The sequence below is a fragment of the Streptomyces sp. NPDC048643 genome (assembly GCF_040650615.1).
GTDB lineage: Bacteria > Actinomycetota > Actinomycetes > Streptomycetales > Streptomycetaceae > Streptomyces.
Window position 1 is genome coordinate 1 of sequence record NZ_JBEZHO010000019.1, and the last position, 20,951, is coordinate 20,951.

The window sequence follows — 20,951 nt, forward strand, 5'->3', positions numbered from 1 at the left end:
GCTGGCCCCTTGGGCCCGGTGGGGGCCGGCCGCGCAGTTCCCCGCGCCCCTGACGGGGCGCCCCGTCAGGGGCGCGGGGAACTGCGCGAGCGACCACGACGGGCCGGTCGCCCGGGAGGGACCTTCGCCCCTACGGCGGATCCGGCGGCCGGCCGACCTCGCGGCGCAGCCGGAAAGGGGCAGGGGCCGCAACCCCGGCGCTCGGGCATCAGCCCCGATGCAGCGCATCAGCCCCGATAAAGTGCCTCGATCTCGCTCGCGTAGTCCTTCGCGACGACGTTCCGCTTCAGCTTCAGCGACGGCGTCAGGTGCCCCGACTCCTCGGTGAACTGGTGGGCGAGGATACGGAACTTACGGACCGACTCGGCCTTGGAGACCGCCGCGTTGCCGTCGTCGATCGCGTCCTGGATGGCGGCGAGCAGGTCCGGGTCCTCGCGCAGCGACGCCGCGGTCGAACTGACGGGCTTGCCGTGCTCCTCGGCCCAGCGGACCAGGAACTCCTCGTCGACGGTGACGAGCGCGCCCACGAACGGACGGCCGTCGCCGACCACCATGCACTCGGCGACCAGCGCGTGCGCGCGGATGCGGTCCTCGATCACGGCCGGGGCGACGTTCTTGCCGCCGGCGGTGACGATGATCTCCTTCTTGCGGCCGGTGATGCGGAGATAGCCGTCCTCGTCGAGGGTGCCGATGTCACCGGTGTGGAACCAGCCGTCGGCCAGCGCCTCGGCGGTCGCGCCCTCGTTGTTCCAGTACTCCTTGAACAGGTGCTCGCCGTGCAGCAGCACCTCGCCGTCGTCGGCGATGCGGATGACGGAGCCGGGCAGCGGCTGGCCGACCGTGCCGATCTTCGTGCGGTCCCACGGGTTGAAGGCCGTGGCCGCACAGGACTCGGTGAGGCCGTAGCCCTCCAGGACCGTGAAGCCGATGCCGCGGAAGAAGTGGCCGAGCCGCTCGCCCAGCGGGGCACCGCCCGAGATCGCGTACTCGCCGCGTCCGCCGAGGACCGCGCGCAGCTTGCTGTAGACGAGCTTGTCGAACGTCTTGTACTTGATCTTCAGGCCGAGCGACGGGCCCGCGGGGGTGTCCAGCGCCCGGCTGTACGCGATGGCCGTGTCCGCGGCCTTGTCGAAGATCTTGCCCTTGCCGTCCGCCTGGGCCTTGGCACGCGCCGAGTTGTAGACCTTCTCGAAGACGCGCGGCACACCGAGGATCAGCGTCGGCCGGAACGAGGCCAGCTCGTCCGTGAGGTTCTTGATGTCCGGGACGCAGCCCAGCTTGATCGGCGCCATCATCGGCGCGACCTGCACGAGCCGTCCGAAGACGTGGGCGAGCGGGAGGAAGAGCAGCACGGAGCACTCGCCCGTACGGAACAGCGGGCGCAGCCGCTCCACGATGTTGCCGCACTCGGCGAAGAAGGCACGGTGGGTGAGGACACAGCCCTTGGGGCGGCCCGTCGTCCCCGACGTGTAGACGATGGTCGCCGGGTCGTCCGCCTTGGCGAGCGAGCTGCGCTCCTCGATGGCGGCGTCGCTGACGTCGTGGCCGAGGCGCCCCAGCTCCTCGACGCCGCCGGCCTCGATCTGCCAGACGTGCTTGAGGGCGGGCAGGTGGTCGCGCACCGACTCGACGGAGGCCGCGTGCGTGGCCAGCTCGACGATGCAGGCGGTCGCGCCCGAGTCACCGAGGATCCACTGCACCTGCTCGGCGGAGCTGGTCTCGTACACCGGCACGGTGACCGCGCCGGCGCTCCAGATCGCGAAGTCGAGCAGCGTCCACTCGTATCGGGTACGGGACATCAGGGCGACCCGGTCCCCGGGCTGCACGCCCGAGGCGATCAGGCCCTTGGCCGCGGCGCGCACCTCGGCGAGGAAGGTCGTGGCGCTCACGTCCGTCCATGTGCCGCCGACCTTGCGCGCGATAACGGCGACGTCGGGATGCTGCGCGGCGTTTCTGCGGACGATGTCGGTGAGATTTCCGTCAGCGGGGACCTCGTACAAAGCCGGAAGGCTGAACTCGCGCAAGACTGCTGCTCCTCATAGGGCGCCGACGCCACGACTCTGTGTGATGCGACGGTGCGGTCCAAGGCTCGGGCAGGTACTCGGAAGATCACTGGTTGAAATCCTGAGTACGACTGGACTGGCCGGACGTTACCCGTCGGTATGGCTTCTTCGACAGGGGGGTCGAGCGAGATGTTCCATGCGTCACACGTGTTGGCGTTCCTTCGCGCAGAGTAGTCCACGCCTTTCCCGGCCAGCCAGTAATCGCAGGTCCGGCCGCCTCTGTTCACGTTTGCCGCACACGCCTACGCTTGATCGTCATGGCACCCACACCGGTCGGAAATCCAAGGACGCGCGTTCATGTGGTCAGTGACGTGCACGGCAACGTCCGGGACCTGGCCCGAGCGGGCGACGGCGCGGACGCCCTGGTCTGCCTCGGTGACCTGGTCCTCTTCCTGGACTACGCGGACCACTCCCGCGGCATCTTCCCCGAGCTCTTCGGCGTGGAGAACGCCGACCGCATCGTCGAGCTGCGCACCGCCCGCCGCTTCGAGGAGGCCCGCGCGTTCGGCGCCCGACTGTGGGCCGGCATCGGCACCGAGCGGGCCGCCGCGATCGAGAAGGCCGTACGAAAGCAGTACGCCGAGATGTTCGCAGCGTTCCCCACTCCGACGTACGCCACCTACGGCAATGTCGACATGCCGAACCTGTGGCCGGAGTACGCCGGACCCGGTACCACCGTCCTCGACGGCGAGCGGGTCGAGATCGGCGGCCGCGTGTTCGGCTTCGTCGGCGGCGGTCTGCGGACGCCGATGCGCACCCCGTACGAGATCAGCGACGAGGAGTACGCGGCCAAGGTCGAGGCGGTCGGCGAGGTCGACGTGCTCTGCACGCACATCCCGCCGGAGGTTCCGGAGCTGGTGTACGACACCGTGGCGCGCCGCTTCGAGAGGGGCTCCCGCGCCCTGCTCGACGCGATCCGGCGCACGCGCCCCCGGTACGCGCTCTTCGGCCACGTCCATCAGCCACTCGCCCCCCGGATGCGTGTCGGGGCGACGGAATGCGTGAATGTGGGGCACTTCGCGGGGTCGGGCCGGCCCTGGGTGCTGGAGTGGTGAGTCGTCGGCGGTGGTGAACGCCGGGCGGGGTGACGGCGGCCGTGGTTGTGCGCGGTAGCCTTCACGCTGCACAGACGTGCGCACCACCCTCCCTCACCGGACCGCATCTGGAGGAGCCACCGCGATGGCGGAACACACCAGTTCGAGCATCACGATCGAGGCGGCACCGGAGGAGGTCATGGCGGTGATCGCCGACTTCGCCCGCTATCCGGACTGGACGGGTGAGGTGAAGGAGGCCGAGGTGCTGAAGACGGACGCGCAGGGCCGCGCGGAGCAGGTCCGCCTCGTCATGGACGCCGGCGCCATCAAGGACGACCAGACCCTCGGTTACACCTGGACCGGGGCCCACGAGGTCTCCTGGACCCTGGTCAAGTCCCAGATGCTGCGCTCGCTCGACGGCTCGTACCTGCTCGCGCCCGTCGGTGCCGGGGCGACCGAGGTGACGTACCGGCTCACCGTCGACGTCAAGATCCCGATGCTCGGGATGATCAAGCGCAAGGCCGAGAAGGTCATCATCGACCGGGCGCTGGCCGGCCTGAAGAAGCGCGTCGAAGAAACGGCCTAGCCCCCGAGGGCGCCTGCTCTCCCGGCCACCTCCCACCCTGGCGAGCCCGGCCACCCTTCCACCCTGGCGAGCCCGGGCAATCCCCCGTCCGTCAGGCCCAGGCTTTCCTCGCCCCCTCCGCCCCTTCCCTTCCCGACCTGGGGCTCCGCCCCAGACCCCGCTCCTCAAACGCCGGAGGGGCTGAATCCCCGCACCCGGCGGGCGGCGGGAGGGGTCGTGCCGGTACATCACATGCCCGTCGCTTACGTCCGGATCGAGCAGCCGGGCGTTGGTGACTGACGTCTGATCCAACGGCGACGGGCGGATGTACCGGCACGGCCCCGAACCACCCACCGGACCGCACCCGAGACCGGCACGGGCCCCCCGCCCGGTACCGGTAGCGTTCAGCTCCATGCGCACCATCCTGATCACCGGCCAAGGCGGCACCGGCCGTACGACCGTCGCCGCGGCCACCGCGCTGAAGGCGGCCCGCGAGGGCACCCGCACCCTGGTGCTCACCGCCGACCGCACCGACACCCTCGGTGCCGTGCTCGGCGTCCCCACCGGCCCGGACCCCGTCGAGGCCGCCCCCGGCCTCACCGCGTGGCGCCCCGACGCCGCCGCCCGCTTCCGTGACGACCTCACCGCGTTCCAGCAGCGCGCCACCACCGCCCTCGACCTGCTCGGCGCCTCCCGCCTGGACGCCGAGGAGGTCACGCCGCTGCCCGGCGCCGAGGAACTCGCCCTGCTCAGGGCCCTGCGCGACGCCGCACTGTCGGACGCGTACGGCCTCCTCGTCGTGGACCTGCCGCCCGCCCCACAGGCGCTCGCCCTCCTCTCCCTGCCCGAGGAACTCCGCCGCTACCTGCGCCGCCTGCTCCCGCCCGAGCGCCAGGCCGCCCGCGCCCTGCGCCCCGTCCTCGGCCGTCTCGCCGGCGTACCGATGCCCGCCGAGTGGCTGTACGAGACGGCCGCCCGCTGGGACGTCGAGCTGGCCGCCGTGCAGGCGGTCGTCGAGGACCGCGCCACGACCGTACGGCTCGTCGCCGAGCCGGGCCCGGCCGGTGCCGACGCCGTCCGCACCGCGGCCACCGCCCTCGCCCTGCGCGGCCTGCCCGTCGACACCCTGGTGGCGAACCGGGTGCTGCCCGGCGCCACCAACGACACCTGGCTCGCGGCCCTCGCCGCCCAGCAGCGCAAGGCCCTGGACGAATGGCAGGACACGTACGACCTGCACGAGGTCCCGCACGCCGGCCACGACCCCCGCGGCCCCCACGACCTCGCCGCGCTGCCCGTACCGGCCGTCAACACCGCGCCCACCCCCGTCGAGTGGCCCGTCACCGACCGCCTCGCCGACGACGGCGTCCTCGTCTGGAACATTCCGCTGCCCGGCGCGATACGCGACGAACTCGACCTCGTCCGGCGCGGCGACGAGCTCGTCGTCACCGTCGGCCCGTTCCGCCGGATCGTGCCGCTGCCGTCCGCGCTGCGCCGGTGCACCGTGGCGGGCGCGGCCCTGCGCGAGGGCGAGCTGCGCATCCGCTTCGCGCCGGACCCCGGCCTGTGGCCGCGCGGGGAGCGGTGACGGGACCGCAGACGTGGCCGCAGGACGTGCCCCGGTCCCGATCGGGGCCGTCGGGACGGTGAACGGTGTACCGCCGTTCGGGTAACGTCGAAGGCACGAACACGTAGGCAGGAGTCCGCCATGAGCGAAGAGCGCCCCCCATCCGACGCCGCTCAGGAGGAGACGTCCGACGACGTGCGCGTCGACGAGACGCACGCGGCGGACGCCGACGCCTGGGCGACGGCGTGTGCCGAGGATCTCGCGGAGGAACAGGCCCGCCGCCGAGCCCAGCACGGTCCGCCCCCCGGCTCCGCCGCCGAGGAACTGCGCAAGCTCGTCGACGCCGTAGCGGACAAGCTCTCCGGGATCCAGTCGCCCCTGTTCGGCGCGGTCGCCTCGGGCACCGCCCAGCAGATGGTCAACCAGGTCGTCCAGCAGGCCAGGGCCGCCGTCGAACCGGTGATCGAGCGCAACCCGGACGTCTTCGACCATCTCGCCGCCGCGGGCACCGAACTGCTCGCCGCCTACCGCTCGGCCGTCGAGACGCAGGAACGCCGCTGGACCACCCGGGGCACCGGAACTCGTGACGAGGAGCCCGGTCCAGGGGAACACATCGACCTGGACTAAAGGTCGCTCGGGTACGGTTGCCCGTAGCGGGGCTCGACCGAAACTGAGGGATTCATGGGACTCACCATCGGCGTCGATATCGGCGGCACGAAGATCGCGGCCGGTGTGGTCGACGAGGAAGGCAACATCCTCTCGACGCACAAGGTGCCGACTCCCAGCACGCCGCAGGCCATCGTGGACGCCATCGCCTCGGCCGTGGAGGGCGCGCGCGCGGGTCACGACATCGTCGGCGTCGGCATCGGTGCCGCCGGATACGTGAACCGCCAGCGCTCGACGGTGTACTTCGCGCCGAACATCGACTGGCGCCAGGAGCCGCTGAAGGCCGAGGTCGAGCAGCGCGTGGGCCTGCCGGTCGTCGTGGAGAACGACGCGAACGCGGCCGCGTGGGGGGAGTACAAGTTCGGTGCGGGCAAGGGGCACCGCAACGTCATCTGCATCACCCTGGGCACCGGCCTCGGCGGCGGCATCATCATCGGCAACAAGCTGCGCCGGGGGCACTTCGGCGTGGCCGCCGAGTTCGGCCACATCCGGATGGTCCCGGACGGTCTGCTGTGCGGCTGCGGCTCGCAGGGCTGCTGGGAGCAGTACGCGTCCGGGCGCGCCCTCGTCCGCTACGCCAAGCAGCGGGCCAACGCCACTCCGGAGGCCGCCGAGGTCCTGCTGGGCCTCGGCGACGGCAGCCCCGACGGCATCGAGGGCAAGCACATCTCGATGGCCGCCCGGCAGGGCGACCCGGTGGCGGTGGACTCCTACCGTGAGCTGGCCCGCTGGGCCGGCGCGGGTCTCGCCGACCTCGCCTCGCTGTTCGACCCGTCCGCCTTCATCGTCGGCGGCGGCCTCTCGGACGAGGGCGAGCTGGTCCTCGACCCGATCCGGAAGTCGTACAAGCGCTGGCTGGTGGGTGGCAACTGGCGCCCGGTCGCCGACGTGATCGCCGCCCAGCTGGGGAACAAGGCGGGGCTGGTCGGCGCGGCCGACCTGGCCCGGGAGCCCGACCCGATCATGTAGCGCACCGCTTCTGCCGCACAGCGGAGCCCGCCGAGCCCTCACGGGGCCGGCGGGCTCCGTCGTTCCCGGCGCTCGGCCCCTGGCCCCCCACCCCCAGGCCCTGCCGGTTGCCGAACCTCCTCGCCGATCGAGATCCATGAGGTCGATGAGGTCGATCGAGAATGTTCGCGGACGATCGAGGACGAGCGAGGACGCCTCGCACCGAGGAGCGCCTGACCCGCGTCGCGCTTCCACCCTTCCGCCCGTCCGGCACGGTCGTAGCGCGTATCTTGATCGCCATGCCGACCAGCCCCACCGCCAGTCCGCTGCCCGACTCCCGTACCGAACCCGACGGTTCGGCCGTGGTCCGGGTGCTCAGCTACAACATCCGCTCGATGCGCGACGACACCGCCGCGCTCGCCCGTGTGATCACCGCCTGCGCGCCGGACCTCGTCCTGATCCAGGAGGCGCCGCGCTTCTTCCGGTGGCGCAAGAAGCTCGCCCGCCTGGCCGCCGCCTCCGGCCAGGTGGTGCTCTCGGGCGGCGCCACCACCTCCGGGCCCGCGCTGCTGTGCTCCCTGCGGGCCACCGTCGAGCGCACCGAGGACGTGCTGCTCCCGCGGATGCCCGGCCGGCACCGGCGCGGCTTCGCCACGGCGGTCGTCCGCTTCGGGGGAGCCCGGCTCGGTGTGCTGAGCTGCCATCTGTCGCTGCACAAGGACGAGCGCACGGCGCACGGCGGCCTCCTGCTCGACCGCCTGGCCGACCTCGGAACCCCGTACGCCGTCGCGGGCGGCGACCTCAACGAACGGCCGACCGGGCCGACGTTCCGCCGTATCGCGGGCGCGCTCCAGGACGGCTGGGTGACCCGTCCCTGGGGCGCGGAGCACACCTGGACGCGTACGGAGCCGGAGCGCCGCATCGACGCGATCTTCGCGACGCCCGGCGTCGAGGTCCTGGGCTGCGGCGTCCCGCTCGGCCTGCCCGGCATCACGGAGGCGGACCTGAGGGCGGCCACGGACCATCTGCCCGTACTGGCCGCGCTCAGAGTGCCCGCGGCCTAGGGCGTCGCCGCTCCCGGTGGTGCGTGGTGCGGGGTTCAGACCACCGCGCCGCGCCCCGGGTCGTCCAGATCGTCGTCGTCGGTCTGCATGCGCGTCACCAGGGTGGCGAAGCCGCCGAGGAAGCCGCCGATGCCGAGGGTGGTGAGCCACCAGGTCATGTCCCAGCCGAGGAGCACGGCGAGCAGCAGCAGCGTGGGTCCGCCGAGCACACCGAGCCAGGCGAACTTGGCCGTGGTGTCCGCGACCGGCAGCGGGGGCGGCTCGGGCGGTACGAAGTGGCCCTCGTCGTCCTCGTCGAAGTCGCCCTCCGCCGGTTCGGGCGCGGCGTAGTCCCGCGGGCCGCCGACGCCACCCACACCGGGCGCGAAGGCGACCGAGCTGCCGAGGGCCTTCGCGGCCGGGGGCTTCTCGCCGGTCGAGGCGTCCGAGGGGGACGCGGCGCCGGTGGTGTCGTCGGCTCCGTCTCCGTCGCCTTCGCCCGCGGCGTCCCCGGCTGTCCCGGCGCGCTTGCCGGACCTGCCGCCGCCGTCGGGGCCGTCGTTCGTCTCGGGGTCCAGCAGTGCCAGGTCCTCCACGGACTTGAACGGCTTCGCGCCGGGCGGGTCCGGCGGCTCCTCGCCGTATCCCTGGACGATCGACTGCCAGGCGGCCTCCTCGTCGAACGGCACGCTCTGCTCGTCGCCGGGCGACTGCCCGCCCGTGTCACCCGGGGCCTCCGCTCGGGTGTCACCGAGCGGCTCCGCCAGCGGTTCGGCGCGGGACTCCCCGAGCCCCTCGCCGAGCGCCCCGTCGAGGGGCTCGCCGACGGGAACGCCCTTCTCCTCGGAATCGCCGCGGTCCGCGTCCTGCTCAGCCACCGGCTGCCGTCCCTTCCTGCTGACCCACCTGACCCGGGCCGGACTCCTTGCCCGCTCCGGGAGCGAGCCGGGTGACGAAGGCGTAGCTCTCCTCGAAGATCCGGTCCGCGTCGTGGTCCAACGTCGCGACGTGGTAGCTCTGTTCCAGGACCGACTCCGTCACGTCCGTGGACGACACCCGGCCGAGGATGCGGGCCGCGTCGGCGGGGGAGACGACATGGTCCTGGAGGCTGTGCAGCAGCAGGAGCGGCTGGGTGACCTGCGGCAGCTCCGCGTCGACGACGGCGCACAGCTTCCGCATCGAGTGGGCGGCGTGCAGAGGCACGCGCGCGTAGCCGAGCTCCTCGGAGCCCTCCTTCGCGATGTCGCTCGCGATGCCCTTCGTGGAGGGGACGAGGTGACGGAGGACCGGCAGGGCGTACGCGGCGAGGCCGTGCACCTTGTTCAGAGGGTTGACGACCACGACGCCGCTGATCTCGTCGCCGTGCCGGGCGGCGAGCCGCAGCGCCAGCGCCCCGCCCATCGAGAGCCCGAACACGAAGACCCGCGAGCACCTCTCGCGCAGGGCGCGCAGCTCGCGGTCGACCTCCGCGTACCAGTCCTGCCAGCCGGTGAGCTGCATGTCCTCCCAGCGGGTGCCGTGCCCGGGCAGCAAGGGCAGCGCGACGGTGAGGCCGCGCTCGGACAGGTACTCCGCCCAGGGGCGCAGTGACTGCGGGGAGCCGGTGAAACCGTGGCAGAGGAGGACTCCGACCTCTCCGCCCTCGTGGCGGAACGGCTCGGCTCCAGGAAGGACCGGCACCTCGGTCTCCTGTTCGTGAGAAGGGCGGGAACGACTCCAGGTCTGCTTCACCGTACGCGACGGTACTGACACCGACCAGGGTCGTCGGGGCCTTTGACAGTGCTCCGGGTTAAGGTCTGATCCACGACTCAGGAGGCACTCGGGTGATCTACGGCGCAATGAAGTTTTCCATCGGAGGGTCACTGAAGCTCGCCTTCAGGCCCTGGGTGGAAGGCCTCGAGAACATCCCTGCCGAGGGTGCCGCCATCCTGGCGAGCAATCACCTGTCGTTCTCGGACTCGTTCTTCCTTCCCGCGATCCTCGACCGCAAGGTCACCTTCATCGCCAAGGCGGAGTACTTCACGACCCCCGGCCTCAAGGGCCGGATGACCGCCGCCTTCTTCAAGGGCGTCGGCCAGCTCCCGGTGGACCGGTCCGGCGCCCGCGGCGCGGGCGAAGCCGCGATCAAGAGCGGGATAGACGTCATCGAGCGCGGAGAGCTGTTCGGCATCTACCCGGAGGGCACGCGCTCGCCCGACGGCCGGCTGTACCGCGGCAAGCCCGGCGGCCTCGCGCGCGTGGCGCTCGCCACCGGCGCGCCCGTCATCCCCGTCGCGATGATCGACACCGAGAAGATCCAGCCGCCGGGGAAGGTGATGCCCAAGCTGATGCGTCCGGGCATCCGCATCGGCAAGCCGCTGGACTTCAGCCGCTACAACGGCATGGAGCACGACCGCTTCGTGCTCCGCGCGGTGACCGACGAGGTCATGTACGAGATCATGAAGCTCTCCGGCCAGGAGTACGTCGACATCTACGCGACGGCCGCCAAGCGGCAGATCGCGGAGGCGGCCAAGGCCGAGAAGGAAGAGGAGAAGGCGGAGAAGGCGGCGCTCGCGCAGGCCGAGAAGCAGGCGGCGGCGGAAGCCGCCGAACAGCGGGCCGCCGAGCAGAGGCGCGCCGAGCTGACGGTCGTCGAGGACGAGGGCACCGGGACAGTCGAGGGCGAGCGCGAGAGCACCGGGACCGTCGAGGACGAGGGCACCGGGGCCAAGGACAGCGAGACCAGTGCGGACAGCGCGGCGAAGGACGCCGGGCCGAAGGACGTCTAGCGGGGGAGCGGCGGCCCGGAGGCCTCCGGGCGGGCCGGGGGCCGAGCGGCCGCGGGGGAGCCGGACCGGCGTGGACGGAACAGTCCGGCGTGGACGGAACGGTCCGGCCGCCGGGAGCGTCCGTCAGGACGTCGGCAGTGTGGGGTGGGGGGCATGGCCAAGCGCGAGAGAGTCATGAGGATGTCGGTCGAGCAGCCGCTGTGGCGTGCCCTGACCGCGTACCGGGTACTGACCATGTTCTACGCGGTCGGGCTGTTCGCCACCGCGTACGACAGCTTCACCCACCCCTGGGTGGCCGTCACGTACTTCGCCGTGCTGTTCGTCTGGACCCTGGCCACCCTGCCGAGGGTCGCCGGCGCCGTCCACTGCACCAAGCCGTTCCTCGCCGCCGACCTCACCGTCGCGCTGACCGGCATCCTGCTCACCCGGGTCGCCGACGCGGGCCCGCGCATCGACGCGGGAGGCCCGACGCTGCCGTCGATATGGACGGCCGGCGCCGTCCTGGCGTTCGCGATCAAGGGCGGCTGGCGATGGGCGGCGTTCGCCTCCACGCTCGTCGCCGCGGCCAACCTCGTCGAGCGTGGCGCTCCGACCCGCGACACCGTGCACAACGTGATCCTCGTCTGGGTCGCCTCCATCGCCATCGGCTACGTCGTCGAGGTGGCCCGCGCCTCCGAGCGCACCCTCGCCCGGGCGCTGGAGATCGAGGCCGCCACCCGCGAACGCGAGCGGCTCGCCCGGGACATCCACGACGGCGTGCTCCAGGTCCTCGCGATGGTGCAGCGGCGGGGCAGTGCGCTGGGCGGCGAGGCCGGGGAGCTGGGCCGGATGGCGGGCGAGCAGGAGGTCGCGCTGCGCACGCTGGTGTCGGGCGGGATGGTGCCCCTCTCCCGGGTGTCGGAGGACGCCGCGCTCGGCGCGCTCGTGCGAGCCGTCGACGAACCGGACGACGAGGCCGACCCGGTGGGCCCCGTTGACCTGCGTTCCCTGCTCGCCCCGTACGCCACCGCGCGCGTGACCCTCTCCGAGCCCGGCGCTCCGGTGCCGCTCGCCCCGGCCGCCGCGCGGGAGCTGGCCGCGGCCGTCGGCGCCGCCCTGGACAACGTCCGCAGACATGTCGGTGCGGACGCCCGCGCCTGGATCCTGGTCGAGGACGAACCGGACGAGGTCGTCGTGACCGTGCGCGACGACGGCCCTGGCATCCCGGAGGGCCGGCTCCCCCAGGCCGAGGGAGAGGGCCGCCTCGGGGTGGCGCTGTCGATCCGTGGCCGGCTGCGCGACCTGGGCGGCACGGCGGAGCTGGTCTCGGTCCCCGGGCAGGGCACGGAGGTCGAGCTGAAGGTACCGAAGGTCTCACGGGGAAGGGCGAGCACACGATGACGGACACGAGGGGACGGCGATGACGGGCGGCACGGCGCAGGAGCGGCGGACGGGGGAGGGCCCCGTGCGGGTCATGGTGGTGGACGACCACCCGATGTGGCGGGACGCCGTGGCCCGTGACCTGGAGGCCGCCGGCTTCGACGTGGTGGCCACCGCGGGGGACGGCGAGCAGGCCGTGCGCCGCGCACTGGCCGTCGCACCCGACGTCCTCGTCCTCGACCTGAACCTGCCCGCCAAGCCCGGCGTCCAGGTCTGCAAGGAACTGGTCGGCGCCGACCCCGGCCTGCGCGTCCTCGTCCTGTCGGCCAGCGGCGAGCACGCCGACGTGCTGGAGGCGGTGAAGTCCGGGGCGACCGGCTACCTCCTCAAGTCCGCGTCCACCGAGGAGCTGACCGACGCCGTGCGCCGGACGGCGGTCGGGGACGCGGTGTTCACCCCCGGCCTCGCCGGACTGGTCCTCGGCGAGTACCGCCGGCTGGCCTCGGAGCCCGCCACCGCGGCCGGCGCCGACGAGCCGCGGGCGCCGCAGCTGACCGACCGTGAGACCGAGGTGCTGCGCCTGGTCGCCAAGGGCCTGAGTTACAAGCAGATCGCCGAGCGTCTGGTCATCTCGCACCGCACGGTCCAGAACCACGTGCAGAACACCCTGGGCAAGCTCCAGCTCCACAACCGCGTCGAGCTGGTCCGCTACGCCATCGAGCGCGGCCTGGACGACGAGTAAACCGCCCGATAACCACCCAATGACCCCCTTCGGGTGATCTCTGGTGATCAACTACGCGACAATGCACCGGAATTGACCATCCGCACCATCCCTGAGTGACATGGGTCACTATTAGCGTGAGTCCATCAGCCACTCGGCGAAGGGACTTTCCATGCGGGTCGGAGTACTGACCGGAGGCGGCGACTGCCCCGGACTCAACGCCGTCATCCGGGGCATCGTCCGCAAGGGCGTACAGGAGTACGGCTACGACTTCGTCGGCTTCCGGGACGGCTGGCGGGGGCCGCTGGAGGACGACACGGTCCGGCTGGACATCCCCGCCGTCCGGGGCATCCTGCCGCGCGGCGGCACCATCCTCGGGTCCTCGCGCACCAACCCCCTCAAGCAGGAGAACGGCATCCGCCGGATCAAGGAGACCCTCGTCAAACAGGACGTCGACGCGCTCATCGCGATCGGCGGCGAGGACACCCTGGGCGTCGCCGCGCGGCTCGGCGACGAGTACGGCATCGACATCGTCGGCGTGCCGAAGACGATAGACAACGACCTGTCCGCGACCGACTACACCTTCGGCTTCGACACGGCGGTCGGCATCGCGACCGAGGCCATCGATCGCCTCCACACCACCGCCGAGTCCCACATGCGCGTCCTCGTCTGCGAGGTGATGGGCCGCCACGCGGGCTGGATCGCGATCCACTCGGGCCTGGCCGGCGGCGCGAACGTCATCCTCATCCCCGAGCAGCGCTTCGACGTCGAGCAGGTCTGCGCCTGGGTGACCTCGCGCTTCAAGGCGTCGTACGCGCCGATCGTCGTCGTCGCCGAGGGCGCGATGCCCAAGGACGGCGACATGGTCCTCAAGGACGGCACGCTGGACTCGTTCGGGCACGTCCGGCTCTCCGGTGTCGGCGAGTGGCTGGCCAAGGAGATCGAACGGCGCACCGGCAAGGAGGCGCGCACCACCGTCCTCGGGCACGTCCAGCGCGGCGGGACGCCCAGCGCCTTCGACCGCTGGCTCGCCACCCGCTTCGGGCTGCACGCCATCGAGGCCGTCCGGGACGGCGACTTCGGCAAGATGGTCGCCCTGCGCGGCACGGACATCGTCCGCGTCCCCATCGCCGAGGCGACCGCCCGTCTGAAGACCGTCGACCCGGCGCTGTACGAGGAGGTCGGCGTCTTCTTCGGCTGACGGCGACACCGCCCCGGGGTCTCCACCACGCCCCCGTTCGCCTCTGCGGCCTGGAGGGACGGGCCGTATATTCGGCATCCGGCCCATAACCCTCCAGAACGGGAGCAGCCGGTGGAGATCCTGGCGTTCGGCGTCCAGTCCGACGAGAAGCCCCTGATCGAGAAGGCCTTCGCCGGACGCCACGAGGTCCGCTGTCTCGACGTCTTCCTCACCGAGGACACCGCGCCCATCGCGGCGGGCCACGAGGCGATCTCCACCAGCGTCAACTGCGGCCTGGGGAACCGGGTCCTGCAGACCCTCGCCGCCGGCGGCACCCAGCTCGTCGCCCAGCGCTCCACCGGCTTCAACAACATCGACCTGGACGTCGCCGAGCGCCTCGGCATGACCGTCGCCCGGGTCTCGTACTACTCGCCCTACTCGGTCGCCGAGTTCGCCTGGACCCTCGGGATGGCCGTCAACCGCCGGGTCGTGCGCGCCGCCAACCGCACCCGCGACTTCGACTTCCGGCTCGACGGGCTGATGGGCCGCGACATGCACGGGCGCACCGCGGGCGTCCTCGGCACCGGGAAGATCGGCGAGGCGTTCACCCGGATCGCCCACGGCTTCGGCATGAGGCTGCTCGGCTGGGACATCGCCGAGAACCCCGCCTGCGTCGGACTCGGCATGGAGTACGTCCCCAAGGAGCGCCTCCTCGCCGAGTCCGACCTGATCTCCCTGCACGTCCCGCTGATGCCGCAGACCCAGCACCTGATCGACGCCGACGCCCTGCGCACGATGAAGGACGACGCCGTCCTGGTGAACTCCAGCCGCGGCGGTCTCATCGACAGCCAGGCCCTCGTCGCCCAGTTGCGCGAGGGCCGCTTCACGGGCGTCGGCCTCGACGTGTACGAGGCGGAGGCCGGGCTCTTCTTCCTCGACAAGTCCCTCGAAGCCGTCGAGGACGACACCCTGGCCCGCCTCGTCACCTTTCCGAACGTCCTGGTCACCTCGCACCAGGCGTACTACACCGCCGACGCCGTCGGCCAGATCGTCGACGCCACCGTCCGCAACGTCGTCGACTACGCGGAGGGCCGCCGCTCGGAGAACGTGCTGGTGCCGCGCAGCTGACCGACCAGTTCCCGGACGACCGCCGTGCCGTTCAGGCTCAGCACCGACTCCGGGTGGAACTGCACGCCGGCGAACCCCGGACCGCGCAGCGCGTGCACCTCGCCGTTCGCCGCGCGGCTGATCTCGACGCCGTGCGCCGACAGCTCCACCAGCGCCTCCTCGTCGCACCGGGCCGTGAAGCTGTTGTAGAAACCGACGGTCTCCTGCCGCCCGAACAGGTCGATCACGGTCTGCGCGCCCTGGTACGGCACGTCCTTGCGGACGATCTCCAGGCCCAGCTCGGCCGCGATCAGCTCGTGCCCGAGACAGACACCGAGGATGCCGTCCCGGTGCTCCCGGATCACCTCTGCGGTGAGCGCCCGCAGGAGGCGCATCTTGGGGTCCGTGAGGTCGCGGGGGTCGCCGGGGCCGGGGCCGAGGACGACCGGTCCCCGGTGCGTGAGGACGGCCTCCCGCAGCCCGGGCTCGTCGTAGCGGCGCACCGTCACGTCGAGCCCCGACGACCGCAGCACGTGCGCGAGCATCGCCGTGAAGGTGTCCTCGGCGTCCACGACCAGGGCGTGCCCGGTCAGTTCCGGGGACCGCTCCTGCATCCGCAGCCAGAACGGCGCGAGCGAGGCCCGCCGGCCGTCCAGCGACGCCCGGACCCGCGGATCGTCGCCCAGCCGCGGCCGGACACCGTCCGGGCGCGGGCGGCCGGGCAGCACCCCCAGGGCCGCCAGCACCCCGGCCGCCTTCGCGTGCGTCTCGGCCACCTCGCCCGCCGGGTCCGATCCGCGGACGAGCGTCGCGCCGACCGGCACCCGCAGTCGGCCGTCCGCCCCGATGTCGGCGGTCCGGATGAGGATCGGGGAGTCGAGCGTCTGCGCGCCGGCGCCGTCCCGTCCATCCGCCGGGTCCCGTCCGAGCAGGGCCAGCGCGCCCGCGTAGTACCCGCGGCCCCCGACCTCGTGCCGCTCGATGACCCGGCACGCGTTCTGCACGGGCGAGCCGGTGACCGTCGCCGCGAACAGGGTCTCCCGCAGCACCTCCCGCACGTCCAGCGAGGACCGGCCGCGCAACTCGTACTCGGTGTGCGCGAGATGGGCCATCTCCTTGAGTCGCGGCCCGACCACCACCCCGCCCATGTCGCCGACGGTGCACATCATCTTGAGCTCCTCGTCGACGACCATCGAGAGTTCCTCGATCTCCTTGCCGTCGGAGAGGAAGGCGAGCAGGTCCTCGGGCGTCGGGCCGCCGGCCGGGTAGCGGTACGTCCCGCTGATCGGGTTCATCACCACCGTCCCGCCGGACATCCGCACGTGCACCTCCGGGCTCGCCCCGACCAGCGTCCGCTCCCCGGTGTGCACGACGAACGTCCAGTACGCGCCGCGCTCGCCCTCCAGCAGCCGGCGGAACAGCGCCAGCGCGTCCGCCCGCCCGAACCCCGGGATCCGTCCCTCGTACGTCCGCCGGATCACGAAGTTCGCGCCCTCGCCGCTGCCGATCTCCTCGCGCAGCACCCGCTCGACGATCCCGGAGTACTCCTCGTCGGCGACGTCGAAGCCGCCGCCCTCGACCCGCACGTCGTGCGCGGGCAACTGCTCCAGCACCTGCCCGAGCGGCAGTTCGTGCCGCTCCTCGGGGACCAGCACGGCGAGCGGGGTGCCGTCGTCGCGGACGTCGAAACCGCGCTCCCGGATCTGCCGGAACGGGATCAGCGCGAGGCACTCGTCGGGGAGGCCGGCGAGGTGCTCCACCTCGCGCACCGGCCCCAGCAGCAGCTCCACGACGTCGTGGTCGTGGCCGGGGGTGCGACGGCGCAGCAGGGCGAACGGGCGGGGATCGTCCAGCAGCTCGTGCAGGTTCATGGGTGCGGTCCTTCTCTCGGATCGTGCATCTCGGAGAGGAACGACCCGGGTCCGCAAACACCGAAGGCCGCCCTCGGGCGGCCTTGTCGACGTCGTGTGTACGCGCAGTCAGTGGGCCGCCGGATGAGCGGTCCACCACCAGTTCTGGTTCGTCGGCGCGTACATGTGCCGCACCTTACCCGACGCCCCGGAGCGGGCAACAGCGTGAACCGCTTCCGCGCGGCGTTCCGAGGAGCCGGTCACCGGCCATGGATGGCCAGACAGAACGAACCGACCGAGGAGCGCCCGCCATGCCCCCAGCCCGCCCGAAACAGCCCCGCCGGACCGCCGCCCGCACGCTGACCGTGTTCCTCGCGGCCGCCGCCCTGGCCGCCGGGCCGCTCGGCGCCGCGCGATCGGCCCCGCGGCCGACCGACTCCGAGGACGTCACCCAGGTCTCCTACCGCGGTCACGCCTTCACCGTCCCCGCCTCCTGGCAGATCGTGGACCTGGAGAAACATCCCGACGCCTGCGTCCGCTTCGACCGGCACGCCGTCTACCTCGGCACCCCGGGCGGCAACCAGAACTGTCCGGCCCGGGCCAGCGGCCGTACGGAGGCCCTGCTCGTCCAGCCCGCCCGGGCCGCGGCGCGCGCCGTCAGCGAGAACCCCACCGCCCGCACCTACCGGGCCACCGCCGACCGCATCACCGTCACCGCCGCCTACGGCTACGACCGCACCCGCATCCAGGACATCCTGCGTAGCGCCGGGCTGCCCGTCACCGCGACGCCCGGCGCCCCCGCCGCGCTGCCCGCCGTGACCGCGCTGCCCGCCGACGCGACCTCCTTCCGCGGCGAGGGCTTCGACGCCTGCACCGCCCCCAGCCAGTCCGCGATGGACGCCTGGCGCGACAACTCCGCCTACGGCGCCATCGGCGTCTACATCGGCGGCCTCAACCGTGCCTGTGCCCAGCAGCACCTCACCGCCGACTGGGTGCGCACCCAGTACACGCGGGGATGGCGGTTCTTCCCGCTCTACGTCGGCCGCCAGCCCTCCTCGGACGGCGGCAGCTGCGGGGGCGGCTGCGCGGCCATCACCAGCCCGGTCGCGCAGGGCACCGCCGCCGCCGACGACGCGGCGGCGCAGGCCGCCGCGCTCGGCTTCGGCAAGGGCACGGTGCTCTACAACGACCTGGAGCACTACGAGCCCGGCAAAACGGTCACCGCCCAGGTGCTCGGCTACATCGACGCCTACACCGAGCGCCTGCACGCGCTGGGCTACCGCGCGGGCGCGTACGGCAACACCTCGTCCCTGGTCGCCGACCTGATCGCCAACCGGACCGACGTCACCCTGCCCGACGTGATCCACTTCGCCCGCTGGAACGGCTCGTCGACCACCTCCGACGCGTCGATCCCCTCGACCCTGTGGGCCAAGCACCAGCGCATCCACCAGTACGTAGGGGACACCACCGAGACGCACGGCGGTGTGACGATCTCCATCGACCGCGACCGCCTCGACGTGGACTAGGCCCTCCGCCGGCCCGGTTCCGGACGGCCGCCGCGACCCGTCGTGCGGCCGTCCGGAACCGCGCCGATCGAGCGGGGTTCGTCTCAATTGATGAGCATGTGGATGGACGCCGGACACGACCCCGTAATGTTGTCGGGGTGACCGTGAACGCTAAGCCCAGCGCGAGCGCTGGCAACACCTGGCGAGACCTGCCCGCGGCGCAGCAGCCCGAGTACCCCGATGCCGAGGCTCTGCGCGATGTGATCGCGGACCTCGAGTCGTATCCGCCGCTCGTCTTCGCGGGCGAGTGCGACCAGCTGCGCGCCCGGATGGCATCCGTCGCCAAGGGAGAGGCGTTCCTTCTCCAGGGCGGCGACTGCGCCGAGGCCTTCGACGCCGTGTCGGCCGACCAGATCCGCAACAAGCTCAAGACGCTGCTCCAGATGGGCGCCGTCCTCACGTACGCCGCCTCCGTGCCGGTCGTGAAGGTCGGCCGGATCGCCGGCCAGTACTCGAAGCCGCGCTCCAAGGGCACCGAGACCCGCGACGGACTCACCCTGCCGACGTACCGGGGCGACTCGGTCAACGGCTTCGAGTTCAACGAGAAGGCGCGCATCCCGGACCCCGAGCGCCTGAAGCGGATGTACAACGCGTCCGCCTCCACGCTCAACCTCGTGCGCGCCTTCGCCACCGGCGGTTACGCCGACCTGCGCCAGGTGCACGCCTGGAACCAGGACTTCGTGAAGTCGTCCCCCTCGGGCCAGCGCTACGAGCAGCTGGCGCGCGAGATCGACAACGCGATGAACTTCATGCGGGCCTGCGGCACCGACCCGGAGGAGTTCAAGACCGTCGAGTTCTACGCCTCCCACGAGGCGCTGCTCCTCGACTACGAGTCGGCGCTGACCCGCGTCGACTCGCGTACGGGCCGCCTGTACGACGTGTCGGGCCACATGGTCTGGATCGGTGAGCGCACCCGTCAGCTGGACGGCGCGCACATCGAGTTCGCCTCGAAGATCCGCAACCCCATCGGCATCAAGCTGGGCCCGACGACGACGGCCGAGGAGGCGCTCCAGTACATCGAGCGCCTCGACCCCGACCGTGAGCCGGGCCGCCTGACCTTCATCGTCCGCATGGGCGCCGACAAGGTCCGCGACAAGCTGCCCGAGCTGGTCGAGAAGGTCACCGCCTCCGGTTCGACCGTGGCCTGGGTGACCGACCCGATGCACGGCAACACCTTCGAGGCGGCCTCGGGCCACAAGACCCGCCGCTTCGACGACGTGCTCGACGAGGTCAAGGGCTTCTTCGAGGTCCACAAGGGTCTCGGCACGCACCCGGGCGGCATCCATGTCGAGCTCACCGGTGACGACGTCACCGAGTGCGTGGGCGGCGGCGACGAGATCTTCGTCGACGACCTGCACCAGCGCTACGAGACGGCCTGCGACCCCCGCCTGAACCGCAGCCAGTCCCTGGACCTGGCCTTCCTCGTCGCCGAGATGTACCGCGACCAGTAAGAGGACCGGTAAGAGACCGGCATCCGAGGTGCCTGTCACCAGCGCAAAGGGTGGGGCGCGGATCACATACGATCCGCGCCCCACCCCACTTTTGTGGCTCTGGCATGCCGGGTAAGGTTAGGTTAGCCTCACCGATTATCGGGACGGCGTGCCCCATCCATTCGGCGGGAGGTGAACCGCGTGTACGTCTGCAGTTGCTTCGGGATCACCGAACAGCAGGTGAAGAAGCACGCGGAGGACGGCGCCTGCACTCCGCGGCAGATAGCGTCCGCCTCCAAGGCGGGCACGGACTGCGGGTCGTGCGTCCGTCAGATCCAGGCACTGCTCGGCAGGGGCTCCTGCCCGCGCCGTCAGCTCGCCGACCAGGGCATGCCGGTGCTCGCCGAGGTGCGCGGAGCCGTCGAGGCCGCCCAGCACGAAGCCGTCCTCCAGGAGACCGCCCTGCACGATTCCGCCGGGCGCGAGGCCGCGTAACCCCGTCCGGCCCTAGCTCTCCGGCTGCTCGATGAGCTGCGCGATGTAGAGCGCCTCGCCGAGCTTCTCGACCAGTTCCAGCTGGGTGTCGAGATAGTCGATGTGGTGCTCCTCGTCCTCCAGGATCGACTCGAAGATGTTCGCGGACGTGATGTCGCCCTTCGCCCGCATCACCTCGATCCCGCGCCGCAGACGGTCGATCGCCTCGACCTCCACCTGACGGTCGGCCTGGAACATCTCCGTGACGGTCTGCCCGACCCGCACGTGGAAGAGCCGCTGGTAGTTCGGCAGGCCGTCCAGGAAGAGGATGCGGTCGGTGAGGACCTCCGCGTGCTTCATCTCGTCGAACGACTCGTGCCGCGTGTACTTGGCGAGCTTCGTCCAGCCGAAGTTCTCCTGCATCTTCGCGTGCAGGAAGTACTGGTTGATCGCCGTCAGCTCGCCGGTCAGCTGCTCGTTGAGGAATTCGATGACCTCGGGGTCGCCCTGCATCGCAGAGGCTCCTTCCACGCGGGGGGACTGGGCAAGGTTGCGCCGCATCTTTGCACCGGCCACTGAAAACCGTCCAGTAAGTGCACGCTTAGTAGTAGTTG

At 71.7% G+C, this 20,951-nt stretch carries 19 protein-coding genes and 1 pseudogene; 14 read left to right on the forward strand and 6 right to left on the reverse strand.

All coding sequences use genetic code 11. From position 1 onward, the window contains the following. Positions 1-227: 227 nt before the first annotated feature. The gene (locus tag AB0C62_RS20195) at positions 228-2,024 is read right to left on the reverse strand and encodes an AMP-dependent synthetase/ligase (protein ID WP_362974945.1); all 1,797 of its coding nucleotides are present in this window, start codon (positions 2,022-2,024) and stop codon (positions 228-230) included. A 296-nt stretch (positions 2,025-2,320) separates the two neighbouring features. Between AB0C62_RS20195 and AB0C62_RS20200 the strand changes: the two genes are divergently transcribed. The 6 genes from AB0C62_RS20200 to AB0C62_RS20225 all read left to right on the forward strand — a co-directional run bounded on the left by AB0C62_RS20200 (position 2,321) and on the right by AB0C62_RS20225 (position 7,904). Beyond that, on the forward strand, positions 2,321-3,118 hold the full coding sequence (locus tag AB0C62_RS20200) for a metallophosphoesterase (protein ID WP_362974947.1): 798 nt from the start codon (positions 2,321-2,323) through the stop codon (positions 3,116-3,118). A gap of 124 nt (positions 3,119-3,242) precedes the next feature. Beyond that, a complete protein-coding gene (locus tag AB0C62_RS20205) occupies positions 3,243-3,683 on the forward strand; it encodes an SRPBCC family protein (RefSeq protein ID WP_362974949.1) in 441 nt (146 codons plus the stop codon). 391 nt (positions 3,684-4,074) lie between these two features. After that, the gene (locus AB0C62_RS20210) at positions 4,075-5,247 is read left to right on the forward strand and encodes an ArsA-related P-loop ATPase (protein ID WP_362974951.1); all 1,173 of its coding nucleotides are present in this window, start codon (positions 4,075-4,077) and stop codon (positions 5,245-5,247) included. Positions 5,248-5,367: 120 nt separating this feature from the next. Then, complete coding sequence (locus tag AB0C62_RS20215) at positions 5,368-5,853, forward strand: DUF5304 domain-containing protein (RefSeq protein WP_362974953.1); 486 nt, start codon at positions 5,368-5,370, stop codon at positions 5,851-5,853. A 54-nt stretch (positions 5,854-5,907) separates the two neighbouring features. Next, positions 5,908-6,861: an ROK family glucokinase gene (locus AB0C62_RS20220; protein WP_081216777.1), complete on the forward strand. Its 954-nt coding sequence runs from the start codon at positions 5,908-5,910 to the stop codon at positions 6,859-6,861. Between the two features lie 278 nt (positions 6,862-7,139). Continuing rightward, the gene (locus AB0C62_RS20225) at positions 7,140-7,904 is read left to right on the forward strand and encodes an endonuclease/exonuclease/phosphatase family protein (protein ID WP_362974955.1); all 765 of its coding nucleotides are present in this window, start codon (positions 7,140-7,142) and stop codon (positions 7,902-7,904) included. A 35-nt stretch (positions 7,905-7,939) separates the two neighbouring features. On the opposite strand, the gene AB0C62_RS20230 is transcribed toward AB0C62_RS20225, so the two are convergent. Both AB0C62_RS20230 and AB0C62_RS20235 read right to left on the reverse strand, forming a co-directional pair. Further along, a complete protein-coding gene (locus AB0C62_RS20230) occupies positions 7,940-8,761 on the reverse strand; it encodes a hypothetical protein (protein ID WP_362974957.1) in 822 nt (273 codons plus the stop codon). Next, positions 8,754-9,563 (reverse strand): alpha/beta fold hydrolase, encoded by an 810-nt coding sequence (locus AB0C62_RS20235; protein ID WP_362975164.1) that lies wholly within the window; start codon positions 9,561-9,563, stop codon positions 8,754-8,756. The genes AB0C62_RS20230 and AB0C62_RS20235 overlap by 8 nt, the downstream gene beginning before the upstream one ends. Positions 9,564-9,721: 158 nt before the next feature. Here AB0C62_RS20235 and AB0C62_RS20240 point away from each other — a divergent pair. The 5 genes and pseudogenes from AB0C62_RS20240 to AB0C62_RS20260 form a co-directional block, all read left to right on the forward strand. Continuing rightward, a pseudogene (locus AB0C62_RS20240) lies at positions 9,722-10,501 on the forward strand (lysophospholipid acyltransferase family protein); the annotation flags it as partial. A 303-nt stretch (positions 10,502-10,804) separates the two neighbouring features. Next, entirely contained in the window at positions 10,805-12,031 is a 1,227-nt protein-coding gene (locus AB0C62_RS20245) for a DUF5931 domain-containing protein (protein WP_362974959.1), read from the forward strand. 19 nt (positions 12,032-12,050) lie between these two features. Beyond that, positions 12,051-12,752, forward strand: coding sequence for a response regulator transcription factor (locus AB0C62_RS20250; protein ID WP_362974961.1), 702 nt, complete (start codon positions 12,051-12,053; stop codon positions 12,750-12,752). A gap of 151 nt (positions 12,753-12,903) precedes the next feature. Next, positions 12,904-13,932 (forward strand): 6-phosphofructokinase, encoded by a 1,029-nt coding sequence (locus AB0C62_RS20255; RefSeq protein ID WP_362974963.1) that lies wholly within the window; start codon positions 12,904-12,906, stop codon positions 13,930-13,932. Positions 13,933-14,043: 111 nt separating this feature from the next. After that, positions 14,044-15,039, forward strand: a complete 996-nt coding sequence (locus AB0C62_RS20260) for a 2-hydroxyacid dehydrogenase (protein WP_362974965.1) — start codon at positions 14,044-14,046, stop codon at positions 15,037-15,039. On the opposite strand, the gene AB0C62_RS20265 is transcribed toward AB0C62_RS20260, so the two are convergent. Beyond that, positions 14,991-16,889 carry an anthranilate synthase family protein gene (locus AB0C62_RS20265; protein ID WP_362974967.1) on the reverse strand — a complete coding sequence of 633 codons (1,899 nt, stop codon included), beginning with the start codon at positions 16,887-16,889 and terminating at the stop codon, positions 14,991-14,993. The genes AB0C62_RS20260 and AB0C62_RS20265 overlap by 49 nt on opposite strands. Before the next feature lie 108 nt (positions 16,890-16,997). Next, positions 16,998-17,054, reverse strand: coding sequence for a trp operon leader peptide (locus AB0C62_RS20270; RefSeq protein ID WP_205382378.1), 57 nt, complete (start codon positions 17,052-17,054; stop codon positions 16,998-17,000). A 125-nt stretch (positions 17,055-17,179) separates the two neighbouring features. On the opposite strand from AB0C62_RS20270, the gene AB0C62_RS20275 reads away from it, so the two are divergent. The 3 genes from AB0C62_RS20275 to AB0C62_RS20285 all read left to right on the forward strand — a co-directional run bounded on the left by AB0C62_RS20275 (position 17,180) and on the right by AB0C62_RS20285 (position 20,358). After that, a complete protein-coding gene (locus AB0C62_RS20275) occupies positions 17,180-18,394 on the forward strand; it encodes a glycoside hydrolase domain-containing protein (RefSeq protein ID WP_362974969.1) in 1,215 nt (404 codons plus the stop codon). Between the two features lie 137 nt (positions 18,395-18,531). After that, complete coding sequence (locus tag AB0C62_RS20280; protein WP_362974971.1) at positions 18,532-19,884, forward strand: class II 3-deoxy-7-phosphoheptulonate synthase; 1,353 nt, start codon at positions 18,532-18,534, stop codon at positions 19,882-19,884. A 171-nt stretch (positions 19,885-20,055) separates the two neighbouring features. After that, positions 20,056-20,358: a (2Fe-2S)-binding protein gene (locus AB0C62_RS20285; RefSeq protein WP_362974973.1), complete on the forward strand. Its 303-nt coding sequence runs from the start codon at positions 20,056-20,058 to the stop codon at positions 20,356-20,358. A 12-nt stretch (positions 20,359-20,370) separates the two neighbouring features. On the opposite strand, the gene bfr is transcribed toward AB0C62_RS20285, so the two are convergent. After that, positions 20,371-20,850, reverse strand: coding sequence for a bacterioferritin (gene bfr / locus AB0C62_RS20290; protein WP_081216766.1), 480 nt, complete (start codon positions 20,848-20,850; stop codon positions 20,371-20,373). Positions 20,851-20,951 lie beyond the last annotated feature (101 nt).